The organism is Pseudomonas sp. SAR267, from assembly GCF_052077595.1.
GTDB classification, from domain to species: Bacteria; Pseudomonadota; Gammaproteobacteria; order Pseudomonadales; family Pseudomonadaceae; genus Aquipseudomonas; species Aquipseudomonas vlassakiae.
Genome location: NZ_JBQIHU010000001.1, coordinates 3,111,530 through 3,122,500, shown reverse-complemented (window position 1 = coordinate 3,122,500; position 10,971 = coordinate 3,111,530). Strand labels below are relative to the sequence as shown.

The 10,971-nt window shown below is 59.6% G+C and carries 9 protein-coding genes and 1 rRNA gene (1 of these 10 running past the window's edge); 7 read left to right on the top strand and 3 right to left on the bottom strand.

Translation table 11 applies throughout. From position 1 onward, the window contains the following. The 3 genes from ACTORR_RS15035 to ACTORR_RS15025 form a co-directional block, all read right to left on the bottom strand. Positions 1-642, bottom strand: a 16S ribosomal RNA gene (locus tag ACTORR_RS15035); it reaches 895 nt to the left of the window's first position. Between the two features lie 570 nt (positions 643-1,212). Continuing rightward, positions 1,213-2,433 (bottom strand): CaiB/BaiF CoA transferase family protein, encoded by a 1,221-nt coding sequence (locus ACTORR_RS15030; RefSeq protein ID WP_099815289.1) that lies wholly within the window; start codon positions 2,431-2,433, stop codon positions 1,213-1,215. A gap of 14 nt (positions 2,434-2,447) precedes the next feature. After that, the gene (locus tag ACTORR_RS15025; RefSeq protein ID WP_099815288.1) at positions 2,448-3,629 is read right to left on the bottom strand and encodes an acyl-CoA dehydrogenase; all 1,182 of its coding nucleotides are present in this window, start codon (positions 3,627-3,629) and stop codon (positions 2,448-2,450) included. Between the two features lie 162 nt (positions 3,630-3,791). Here ACTORR_RS15025 and ACTORR_RS15020 point away from each other — a divergent pair, with 162 nt between their 5' ends. The 7 genes from ACTORR_RS15020 (at position 3,792) to ACTORR_RS14990 (ending at position 10,884) form a co-directional block, all read left to right on the top strand. Next, positions 3,792-4,706, top strand: coding sequence for a LysR family transcriptional regulator (locus ACTORR_RS15020; protein WP_313365774.1), 915 nt, complete (start codon positions 3,792-3,794; stop codon positions 4,704-4,706). 424 nt (positions 4,707-5,130) lie between these two features. Continuing rightward, positions 5,131-6,252, top strand: a complete 1,122-nt coding sequence (locus ACTORR_RS15015; protein ID WP_099815286.1) for a Re/Si-specific NAD(P)(+) transhydrogenase subunit alpha — start codon at positions 5,131-5,133, stop codon at positions 6,250-6,252. 11 nt (positions 6,253-6,263) lie between these two features. Then, positions 6,264-6,578 (top strand): NAD(P) transhydrogenase subunit alpha, encoded by a 315-nt coding sequence (locus tag ACTORR_RS15010; RefSeq protein WP_003256966.1) that lies wholly within the window; start codon positions 6,264-6,266, stop codon positions 6,576-6,578. 2 nt (positions 6,579-6,580) lie between these two features. Next, positions 6,581-8,017, top strand: a complete 1,437-nt coding sequence (locus tag ACTORR_RS15005) for an NAD(P)(+) transhydrogenase (Re/Si-specific) subunit beta (RefSeq protein ID WP_103448296.1) — start codon at positions 6,581-6,583, stop codon at positions 8,015-8,017. Positions 8,018-8,203: 186 nt separating this feature from the next. Next, the gene (locus ACTORR_RS15000; RefSeq protein ID WP_099815285.1) at positions 8,204-9,697 is read left to right on the top strand and encodes an acetyl-CoA hydrolase/transferase family protein; all 1,494 of its coding nucleotides are present in this window, start codon (positions 8,204-8,206) and stop codon (positions 9,695-9,697) included. Between the two features lie 353 nt (positions 9,698-10,050). Continuing rightward, the gene (locus tag ACTORR_RS14995; protein WP_054884336.1) at positions 10,051-10,266 is read left to right on the top strand and encodes a DUF1127 domain-containing protein; all 216 of its coding nucleotides are present in this window, start codon (positions 10,051-10,053) and stop codon (positions 10,264-10,266) included. 300 nt (positions 10,267-10,566) lie between these two features. Then, a complete protein-coding gene (locus tag ACTORR_RS14990; RefSeq protein WP_054884337.1) occupies positions 10,567-10,884 on the top strand; it encodes a DUF2388 domain-containing protein in 318 nt (105 codons plus the stop codon). Positions 10,885-10,971: the final 87 nt, after the last annotated feature.

Here is a 10,971-nt window from a genome sequence, read left to right as displayed (position 1 = left end):
TGCCAGTTTTGGATGCAGTTCCCAGGTTGAGCCCGGGGCTTTCACATCCAACTTAACAAACCACCTACGCGCGCTTTACGCCCAGTAATTCCGATTAACGCTTGCACCCTCTGTATTACCGCGGCTGCTGGCACAGAGTTAGCCGGTGCTTATTCTGTCGGTAACGTCAAAACAGCAAGGTATTAACTTACTGCCCTTCCTCCCAACTTAAAGTGCTTTACAATCCGAAGACCTTCTTCACACACGCGGCATGGCTGGATCAGGCTTTCGCCCATTGTCCAATATTCCCCACTGCTGCCTCCCGTAGGAGTCTGGACCGTGTCTCAGTTCCAGTGTGACTGATCATCCTCTCAGACCAGTTACGGATCGTCGCCTTGGTGAGCCATTACCCCACCAACTAGCTAATCCGACCTAGGCTCATCTGATAGCGCAAGGCCCGAAGGTCCCCTGCTTTCTCCCGTAGGACGTATGCGGTATTAGCGTTCCTTTCGAAACGTTGTCCCCCACTACCAGGCAGATTCCTAGGCATTACTCACCCGTCCGCCGCTGAATCAAGGAGCAAGCTCCCGTCATCCGCTCGACTTGCATGTGTTAGGCCTGCCGCCAGCGTTCAATCTGAGCCATGATCAAACTCTTCAGTTCAATACTGCTTGGGTTTTTAAGAAACCCTAAACTTGGCTCAGCAATCTCAAATGACTATGTGATTTCTCGCATGGCCACTTGTGATGCTGATAATCTTTGTGACTATCAGTCCGTACTCACAAGCACCCACACGAATTGCTTGATTCGATTTGTTAAAGAGCGTTTGGTCAAGAGCGTTTCGTCTCAACCGAGGCGCGCATTCTACGCTTTCCTCAAAGTCTGTCAAGCGTTTATTTTGAAGTTTTTTGCGAGAAACTCGTTTAGCTTCAAACACTTGGCTCGCTGCGATCTCTCGTAGCGGGAGGCGAATAATACAGCGTTTAAAAACGCTGTCAACCTTCATCTCAACCGCCATCGATCATTCGACCGAAGCGCCTCCAACCCCGCCTGAACTACCTAACTCGTTGAATTTCAAGGAGTTTGTCGTTCCGATGTCGCTGGAAGTGGGGCGCATTATAAGGGGATTCAAAACCCCGTCAACCTTTAATTTCAGGAAACTTCAGGATCGCTGAAAAGCAATGCGGGGAGGCCTGACGGCCTCCCCGCATTTCAACTGCTCTATATATAGCCTCAAAGTACGCCAGCACTGCGCAACCGCCCTACAGCATCGGCATCCAACCCCAGCACATCGCCCAGCACCGCCTCGGTATGCTCACCCAACAGCGGCGGCGCCTGGCGATACTCTACAGGCGTCTCGGACAGCCGAATCGGGCTGGCTACTTGCGGTACGCTTCCCGCCAATACATGGGGCATGGATACTGCCAGTCCGCGCGCCAGTACCTGTGGGTCCTGGAACATCTGCGCGAGATCGTTGATTGGCCCGCACGGCACCCCGGCAGCCTCCAGCTGGCTTACCCATTCGGCAGTGGTCTTGAATACCGTTGCCTGGCGAATCAGCGGAATCAGCTCGGCCCGGTTCGCCACCCGCTGCTTATTGGTGGTGAAGCGCGGGTCATCCGCCCACTGCGGCTGCCCAGCCACTTCGGCAAACTTGCGAAACTGGCCATCGTTCCCCACCGTGAGGATGAAATCGCCATCCGCTGTCGGGAAGTCCTGGTAAGGAACGATGTTGGGGTGCGCATTACCCAACCGCCGCGGCGAATTACCTGTGGTCAGGTAGTTCATCGCCTGGTTGGCCAGGCACGCCACCTGTACATCCAGCAGCGCCATATCGATATGCTGCCCAACGCCATGCTGATCGCGGTAGGCGAGGGCGGCCAGAATCGCCACGGTCGAGTAGAGCCCGGTGAGAATGTCGGTCAGCGCAACACCTACCTTTACTGGCCCAGCACCCTCTTCTCCATCCGGGCGCCCGGTAAGACTCATCAGCCCTCCCAAACCCTGGATCATGAAGTCATACCCGGCACGCTTGGCATATGGCCCCGTCTGGCCGAAGCCAGTGATCGAGCAATAGATGAGCTTGGGGTTCATCGCCTTCAGGCTAAGGTAGTCCAGCCCATAAGCTGCCAGCCCACCGACCTTGAAGTTCTCGATGACGATATCTGACTTGGCCGCCAGCTCGCGCACCAGGCGTTGGCCTTCCGGCTGGGTGAAGTCGATGGTGACCGAGCGCTTGTTGCGGTTTGCCGCCAGGTAATAGGCTGCCTCGCTGGTGTTCTCGCCTTCAGCATCCTTAAGGAAGGGCGGCCCCCAGGAGCGAGTGTCATCGCCGCTGCCAGGGCGTTCGACCTTGATCACGTCTGCACCGAGGTCCGCCAGAATCTGGCCAGACCAAGGCCCCGCCAGCACACGGGAGAGGTCCAGCACCCGCAGATGAGATAGCGCGCCCATGGACTGGCTCCTTATCAGTAGAAAGCCTGGATGCCGGTCTGGGCACGCCCGAGGATAAGCGCATGCACGTCATGGGTACCCTCATAGGTGTTGACCACCTCAAGATTGACCAGATGGCGCGCGACGCCGAACTCGTCGGAGATGCCGTTGCCACCCAGCATGTCGCGGGCCATGCGGGCGATGTCCAGGGCCTTGCCGCAGGAGTTGCGCTTCATGATCGAGGTGATTTCCACCGCCGCAGTACCTTCGTCCTTCATCCGCCCCAGGCGCAGGCAGCCTTGCAAGGCCAGGGTGATCTCGGTCTGCATATCGGCCAGCTTTTTCTGGATAAGCTGGTTGGCCGCCAGCGGGCGTCCAAACTGCTGACGATCAAGGGTGTACTGGCGAGCGGTGTGCCAGCAGGCTTCGGCTGCACCCAGCGCCCCCCAGGAAATGCCATAACGCGCCGAGTTCAGGCAGGTGAACGGCCCCTTGAGGCCGCGCACATCCGGGAAGATGTTCTCCTCGGGCACGAACACGTTGTCCATGACGATCTCACCGGTGATCGAAGCACGCAGGCCAACCTTACCGTGGATCGCCGGAGCACTGAGGCCTTGCCAGCCTTTTTCCAGGACAAAGCCACGGATATCGCCGGCATCATCCTTGGCCCAGACCACGAACACATCGGCGATCGGGCTGTTGGTGATCCACATCTTGCTGCCGCTCAGGCGATAGCCGCCATCGACCTTCCTGGCACGGGTAATCATCGAGCCTGGGTCGGAGCCATGGTTAGGCTCGGTCAGACCAAAGCAGCCAATCCATTCGCCTGTGGCCAGCTTGGGCAGGTATTTCTGCTTCTGCGCTTCGGTGCCGAACGCATTGATCGGCACCATCACCAGCGAAGACTGCACGCTCATCATGGAACGGTAACCGGAGTCGATGCGTTCCACTTCGCGGGCAATCAGGCCATAACACACATAGTTCAGGCCGCTGCCACCGTACTGCTCGGGGATGGTCGCACCGAGCAAGCCGACTTCACCCATCTCGCGAAAGATCGCCGGGTCGGTCTGCTCATGACGGAACGCCTCCAGCACACGCGGAGCCAGCTTGTCCTGGGCGAACTGATAAGCGCTGTCACGCACCATGCGCTCTTCTTCAGTGAGCTGCTGATCCAGCAGCAGCGGGTCGATCCAGTTGAAGCTTGCTTTACCGGCCATGAGCGAAATCCTCGAAATAGGGGAGCGGTGTCTTGTGCCATTGATCCTAGGCCTGATCCGGGAACACGACAAACGAGGATTGCGCACGCATAAGTGATATTTTGTCACTCCGTGATACTGCATATCGCCATGTTCATGGCTCCATGAGTGAGGTTGACGTACATGCGTCGCAAGATCCCCAGCACCACCGCACTGGTCTGCTTCGAAGCGGCCGCACGCCACGAAAGCTTTACCAAGGCGGCCCAGGAACTGGCCCTGACCCAAGGCGCCGTCTGTCGCCAGATCGGTGGACTGGAGGCGTTTCTCAACGTCGAGCTGTTCAGGCGCTCACGTCGCGGCGTGAAGCTGACCGAGGCAGGGCTGTCCTATAGCCGGCAGGTCGCCGCACAGCTGGATGCGGTGGAGCGCGACACCTTGTCGGTGATGCGCCAGCAGGGCGCCAACGTGATCGAACTGGCCGTGGTGCCTACCTTCGGCACCCAATGGTTGTTGCCACGCCTAAAGGATTTCCAGCAACGCCACCCCGAGGTCACCGTCAACCTGACCAACCGCACCCGCCCGTTCCTGTTCGCCGACACCCCGTTCGATGCTGCCATCTACTTCGGCGATGCCGACTGGTCCGGCACTCAGTCTCATCGCCTGATGGGCGAGAACCCCGTGCCGGTGTGCAGCCCGTCATTGCTGTGCGGGCAAGGCACGCTGGACGCCCAGCGCATCGCCAGCCTGCCACTGCTGCAGCAGACCACCCGACCTTATGCCTGGCGCCAGTGGTTCAATGGCCTGGGCCTGAATATCGCGGGTGACATGACAGGCCCGCGCTATGAACTATTCTCCATGCTCGCCCAGGCTGCCATGCACGAGATGGGCATCGCACTGATCCCGCCGTTCCTGATCCAGCGCGAGCTGGAGGAGGGCAGGCTGGTGGTCGCGAACAGGTACGCACTGTCCAGCGACAAGGCCTACTATCTGATGATTCCCGACCGCAAGGTGGAATCCGCGTCGCTCCGGGCCTTCCGAGACTGGCTGGTGGGCCAGGCGCAACTCTATACCGCCTCGCACAATGACGAAAACGCCTGACCTACCTCTGTAGTCAATTATTTTAAACACCTACAGATGTACGTTTTTGTCGCATAGAAGAAAACTGTTCAGGTGAATCGAAAAACCCGGTCGAAGCCCCTAAACACGCGGCTTTCAGAGGGTTTTACGACATTCACAAGCCCATCTGCGAAATCATCGCAAAAAATTTCAAATTTTCCCCTAATCTGCCAATAGCCCGTGTTTGACGGGCTGCAGCCTATTGCTTGCGACATACGGTCACAGGGTGACTTGTAGTTTTAACTTCGTTTCGCTCCAGAACCGGTTGAAGGCCCCTGGGTTCGTCTGCAAAATGCTTCGCCCGCCTTGGATTCGGCGGGCTCGGCGCTCAACAGCCGCCCCAGCGCACCATCCGTAGTGTGCTGGCTCTTACAAAGACAAAAAGGTCACCGCAGGAGAAATAGTCGTGCACATTGGTGTTCCTCTCGAGACGCAGACCGGTGAGACAAGGGTCGCTGCGACCCCGGAAACCCTCAAGAAACTGATTGGCCAGGGCCATCAGGTCACCGTCCAACGGGGGGCAGGGCTCAACGCCAGCATTCCGGACAGTGCCTATGAGGCCGCGGGGGCTTCCCTGGGAAGCGCAGCCGATGCCTACGGCGCCCAATTGATACTCAAAGTGGTCGCCCCCAACGACCAGGAACTGGCCCTGATCAACAGTGGCAGCCTCCTGGTAGGCATGCTCAACCCCTTCAACAGTGAGCTGATCGGCAAGATGGCTGAACGCGGTATCACCGCTTTCGCGCTGGAAGCCGCGCCACGTACATCACGGGCACAGAGCCTTGATGTGCTGTCTTCGCAGGCCAACATCGCCGGTTACAAGGCCGTGTTGCTGGCAGCCCACCACTATCCTCGCTTCATGCCCATGCTGATGACTGCCGCCGGCACCGTCAAAGCCGCGCGCGTACTGATTCTGGGGGCAGGTGTTGCTGGCCTGCAGGCCATCGCCACGGCCAAGCGCCTGGGCGCGGTGATCGAGGCGTCCGATGTACGCCCCGCGGTGAAGGAGCAGATCGAGTCGCTCGGCGCCAAGTTCATCGACGTGCCCTACGAGACCGACGAAGAGCGTGAATGCGCCGAAGGCGTCGGCGGTTATGCCCGGCCGATGCCAGCCAGCTGGATGCAACGTCAGGCCCAGGCAGTACACGAACGTGCCAAGCAGGCAGACATCGTCATCACCACCGCTTTGATCCCCGGCCGCAAGGCACCGACCCTGCTCAGCGCCGAAACCGTGGCACAGATGAAACCCGGCTCGGTGGTCATCGACCTGGCCGCTGCCCAAGGCGGCAACTGCCCGCTGACCGTTGCGGACCAGGTGGTGCAGGCAAACGGTGTGACCATCGTCGGCCCGACCAACCTGCCAGCCCAGGTAGGCGCAGATGCCTCGGCGCTGTATGCCCGCAACCTGCTGGACTTCATGAAGCTGCTGTTCGACAAAGACGGCGCGCTGGTCATCAACCTCGAAGACGACATCGTCGCGGCCTGCCTGATGTGCCGCGACGGCCAGGTCGTCCGCAAGAACGGCTAAGGAGCACGACAATGGAAGACATGCTGATTTCCCATGGCATCTACAACCTGATCATCTTCGTGCTGGCCATTTATGTGGGCTACCACGTGGTGTGGAATGTCACCCCGGCGCTGCACACACCGCTGATGGCGGTTACCAACGCCATTTCGGCGATCGTCATCGTCGGCGCCATGCTAGCGGCGGCGCTGACCGTGACCCCGGCCGGCAAGCTGATGGGCACCCTGGCGGTGGCCCTGGCTGCGGTCAACGTGTTCGGTGGCTTCCTGGTCACCCGTCGCATGCTTGAGATGTTCAAGAAGAAAACCAAGAACGAGGCGCAGAAGTAAGCATGAGCATGAATCTGGTAACGCTCCTCTACCTCGTCGCCTCGGTGTGCTTCATCCAGGCGCTCAAGGGCCTGTCGCACCCGACCACTTCGCGGCGCGGCAACCTGTTCGGCATGATCGGCATGGGGATCGCCATCCTCACCACGGTTGGCCTCATCTATAAGCTCGGGGCTGAGCTTGCAACCGCCGGCATCGGCTACGTGATCGTCGGCCTGCTGGTTGGCGGTACTGCCGGTTCGATCATGGCCAAGCGCGTCGAGATGACCAAGATGCCGGAACTGGTCGCTTTCATGCACAGCATGATCGGCCTGGCCGCAGTGTTCATCGCCATCGCCGCCGTGCTCGAACCGCAGTCGATGGGCATCGTCGCCGCCATCAGCGACCCGATCCCCACCGGCAACCGCCTGGAGCTGTTCCTGGGTGCAGCCATCGGCGCCATCACCTTCTCCGGTTCGGTGATCGCCTTCGGTAAGCTGTCGGGCAAGTACAAGTTCCGCCTGTTCCAAGGCGCACCGGTACAGTTCGCTGGCCAGCACAAGCTGAACCTGATCCTTGGCCTAACCACCATCGCCCTGGGCCTGCTGTTCACCTTCACCGGCCACTACAGCGCCTTCACCCTGATGCTGGTCCTGGCCTTCATCATGGGCGTGCTGATCATTATTCCGATCGGGGGCGCCGACATGCCGGTGGTGGTGTCGATGCTCAACAGCTATTCGGGTTGGGCCGCGGCCGGTATCGGCTTCTCGCTGAACAACTCGATGCTGATCATCGCCGGCTCCCTGGTCGGTTCGTCCGGTGCCATCCTCTCGTACATCATGTGCAAGGCGATGAACCGTTCGTTCTTCAACGTCATCCTCGGCGGCTTTGGTGGCGATACCGATGCCGGCGCGGCGCAAGGCTCGAAGGAACAGCGCCCGGTGAAGTCCGGCTCTGCCGACGACGCCACCTTCCTGCTGAGCAACGCTGACAGCGTGATCATCGTCCCGGGCTACGGCCTGGCGGTGGCCCGTGCCCAGCACGCATTGAAGGAACTGACCGAGAAGCTGAGCCACAACGGGGTGACCGTGAAGTACGCGATCCACCCGGTGGCAGGGCGCATGCCTGGGCACATGAACGTACTGCTGGCCGAAGCCGAAGTGCCCTACGACCAGGTCTTCGAGATGGAAGACATCAACGCCGAGTTCGGCCAGGCCGACGTGGTGCTGGTGCTGGGCGCCAATGACGTGGTCAACCCCGCGGCGAAGAACGATCCGAAGTCGCCAATCGCCGGCATGCCGATCCTTGAGGCCTTCAAGGCCAAGACCATCATCGTCAACAAGCGCTCGATGGCCAGCGGCTATGCCGGCCTGGACAACGAACTGTTCTACTTGGACAAGACCATGATGGTGTTCGGTGACGCGAAGAAAGTCATCGAAGACATGGTGAAAGCGGTGGAGTGACAACGGCCGCTGCAAACCAGCTGCTATAAAGGAAGCCCCGGTCAGAATCTGCCGGGGCTTTTGCTTTATTGATCCGGATCAACGGCTCTATTACGAGGCCTCTCATACGACCATGGTCGTGGGACGCCAGAGGGCGAAATCTCTAGACTGCGCCTCAGTAGATTCAGTAGCCCGAGATAACAATCCATGTACCGTGATCGTATCCGCTTGTCCTCCCTGCACAGCAAGGTAATGAGTGCGGCCGATGCCGCTGGCCTGATCGAGGACGGCATGACCGTCGGCATGAGCGGTTTCACCCGCGCTGGCGAAGCCAAGGCTGTGCCGCATGCCTTGGCCGAACGCGCCAAGCAGTCGCCACTGAAAATCAGCCTGATGACCGGTGCCAGCCTGGGCAACGACCTCGACAAGCAGCTGACCGAAGCCGGCGTGCTGGCGCGTCGCATGCCATTCCAGGTCGACAGTACCCTGCGCAAGGCCATCAACGACGGCAAGGTGATGTTCATCGACCAGCACCTGTCGGAAACCGTCGAGCAACTGCGCAACCAGCAACTCAAGCTGCCAGACATCGCGGTCATCGAAGCCGTGGCCATCACCGAGCAAGGCCACATCGTGCCGACCACCTCAGTGGGTAACTCGGCCAGCTTCGCGATCTTCGCCAAACAAGTGATCGTCGAGATCAACCTGTCGCATAACGCCAACCTCGAAGGCTTGCACGACATCTATATCCCGACCTATCGCCCGACCCGTACGCCCATCCCGCTGGTCAAGGTCGATGACCGCATTGGCAGCACCGCGATCCCGATCGACCCGGCAAAGATCGTCGGCATCGTCATCAGCGACCAGCCAGATTCGCCATCCACCGTGCTGCCACCGGACGACGAAACCCAGGGCATCGCCAACCACCTGATCAATTTCCTGAAGCAGGAAGTGGACGCTGGCCGCATGACCAACAAGCTCGGCCCGCTGCAGGCCGGTATCGGCAGCATTGCCAACGCGGTGATGTGTGGCCTGATCGAGTCGCCATTCGAAGACCTGACCATGTACTCCGAAGTACTGCAGGACTCGACATTCGACCTGATCGACGCTGGCAAGCTGAGCTTTGCCTCGGGCAGCTCGATCACCCTGTCGACCCGTCGCAATGCCGACGTGTTCGGCAACCTGGAGCGTTACAAGGACAAACTGGTCCTGCGCCCGCAGGAAATCTCCAACCACCCCGAAGTGGTTCGCCGCCTGGGCATCATCGGCATCAACACGGCGCTGGAGTTCGATATCTACGGTAACGTCAATTCGACCCACGTCTGCGGCACCCGGATGATGAACGGCATCGGCGGCTCGGGCGACTTCGCCCGCAACGCCCACCTGGCGGTGTTCGTCACCAAGTCGATCGCCAAAGGCGGTGCCATTTCCAGCGTGGTGCCAATGGTCAGCCACGTCGACCATACCGAACACGACGTCGACATCCTCGTCACCGAGCAAGGTTTGGCTGACCTGCGCGGCCTCGCTCCACGGGAGCGGGCGAGAGCGATCATCGACAACTGTGTGCACCCGGACTACCGCGCAGCGCTGAACGACTATTTCGAACGCGCTTGCCAGCGTGGCGGCCACACCCCACACATCCTGCGAGAAGCGCTGAGCTGGCACGAGAACCTGGAAGAAACCGGGCGCATGCTCGCCAGCTGATACAGCCTGCGCCACTGTTCGAGCCCTGTCGTCGCTACGCCGGCGTCAGGGCCAGTACAGTCAAACCTCAGCACCCGAACACTTCGTTCATCTCATTCATTCAAAACTGTACAACTGTACCGTTAACTTGGGGCCATTTCGCCCACTTAAGCGTGTATGCAAAGCGAATACGCACCAGATCAGTGCGCACCGGTACAGTTGCGCCTGTTTCAAGTGCAACAGTTGGCTTAAACAGTTAACTGGCCCATCGCATTACTGGTGAACTGTATCTACTGTTATGGACAGCAGAGGAGGATCATTGGCATCAGTTAAATCACTACCTAATCCCGCCATAAGCGGAAGGATGAAACATCATGGAACGTACCCTCAGTTCCGGTCTGGTTTTTGAAAGCAACGCCCAGCAGTCCCAGGCTTCCCTGCCACTGCGCGCTATCTCCACCCTGCTGCTGTGGCAGCGTCGCATGGCCAGCCGCCGTCAACTGGCTCGCCTGGATGCCCGCCTGCTGGCCGACGCCGGTATCAGCGAGTCGCAGCGTTACGAAGAGCTGAGCAAGCCATTCTGGCGCTAAGCTCCGGTCCGCCGGCTGCGGCCGGCACCGCGAATTACCCGACCCGTTGCAGGCGACTGCAGCGGGTTTTTTATTGTCCGCAAGGCTCTGCCCAGAGCCATTTCGTGTGCGACCAGTACAGTTGTAATGTTTTAAGAATCGAGCGAAACAGTTATCCACGTTCGCTCGCATTAACATCCAGAAACAGCACCGCGTGATACGCTTCGCTCAGCAGTCTGTTAGAACCCGTTGTCGAACACGTAACGCGACCAGCAGTGCAAGCGTCCGATGAAGCAGAACCCTGTCCAGGAGTCCACGAACATGTCCCGTAAATACCTGATTGGTGCCGCCATGCTGCTCGGCCTGGCCAGCACCGCCCAAGCCAGTAGTTTCGTAGTCACCACCGATGCCGTGGTACGTGCTGTTGCCGCCTCGACTGACGCCACCTCCGACCTGACCTCATCGTTCCGCGATGACAAGATCGTGCAGGCCGCCCGTGATGACGCCGCCAGCTTCGTCGGTACTCAGGGCGCCATTCGTGGTTCGCGGCTGGAAAGTGCCTTGCTGCACATCCGTTCGAGCATGCCGCAGCTGCAAGCCAGTGATGCCCAGCTGGCTCAGGCCATCCTCGCGATCTGATCAGGGCTCTGCAAAGCAGGTGCGTTGGCTAGCGGCCGCGCACCTGAGGTAGCCTTCGTCTTTCACTTCCCCTGCCGTCAAGAAAGC